Source organism: Oleiphilus sp. HI0043, from assembly GCF_001634935.1.
The window spans coordinates 1-1,014 of sequence record NZ_LWEY01001097.1; the positions used below are offsets into that span (position 1 = coordinate 1).

Here is a 1,014-nt window from a genome sequence, read left to right on the forward strand (position 1 = left end):
AGACTATGCGATTAGACGGAAATTCCTGATTGCTGATAATTACTTCATCACCTGCTTGCCATTCAATGCCATAGGCAATCATTGACAGTGCCTCGGAGGTGTTTTTTGCCAGTGCGATTTCATGGGTAGATGATAGGCCGATTAACTTGGCCAAGCGCTCGCGCAGTTCTTGCTCGACCTGTAACCATTGAGGGTAGTGCTGAGCGCCGCTGTAAACATTTTCTTTGGCGAACCTGGCAACGGCTAGCTCCGTACATGCAGGCCAAGGGCTTACCGCAGCGTGATTCAGGTAGCATAATTCCTTGTCTTGAGGGAATTGTGTTTCAGCTTGGGGGAAATGGGTAAAGCTTGGCATGTTGACACCGTTTTGAGCTTGTTGGACCGGGAGAAGCTCTGATGATATACGAAATAAGATGGCATTTTAATGTTTTCGTATCTGATCAGGGCATTCTTTAAAACGCCGATGTCGATGGAGACTAAAGCAGTGCCGACAGAGCTTTCTTTTGTTAAGCTGTTCTGCCTGATTCAAAGCTTGCGTTTATAGCGAGCTTTGTGGCGAGTGTATGTGGAAGGTTTTGTGAATTTATCGGTAAAAGCTATGCAAGCTCAGCGCATAGATCTTTGGCTCTGTTCCGTTGAACGTATAAATGTGGCGTCTCATATTGATGAGTTTCTTGCTCTTTTGAGTGAGGACGAACGTGTGCGATACGAACGTTTTGTCTTTGAAAAAGATCGTCATGTATATCTCGTATCGCGCTATCTCTTACGCACCTTGCTTAGCCGATATCTCCCCGGGAATTCACCTAAAACATGGTGCTTTAATTATAATGATTACGGTAAACCTGAATTGCCGAATTACCCGCTGAGCTTTAATTTGTCGCATTCTGACAATCATATCGTACTGGCTTTTTCTCGTGATGAGGTGTTGGGGGTGGACATTGAATCGCATAAGCGTGAGGTTGATTTTCAGCCTTTGGCCAAATACTCGTTTTCAACCAAGGAATACGCCCAGAT

The 1,014-nt window shown here is 45.1% G+C and carries 2 protein-coding genes; one reads left to right on the forward strand and one right to left on the reverse strand.

The window, feature by feature from the left end; all coding sequences use genetic code 11:
• The coding region (locus tag A3729_RS11955; RefSeq protein ID WP_156497916.1) for an aminotransferase class V-fold PLP-dependent enzyme at positions 1–355 on the reverse strand (355 nt) is incomplete at its 3' end.
• 222 nt (positions 356–577) lie between these two features.
• Between A3729_RS11955 and A3729_RS11960 the strand changes: the two genes are divergently transcribed.
• A partial coding sequence (locus tag A3729_RS11960; protein WP_369820131.1) for a 4'-phosphopantetheinyl transferase superfamily protein occupies positions 578–1,014 on the forward strand: 437 nt, incomplete at its 3' end.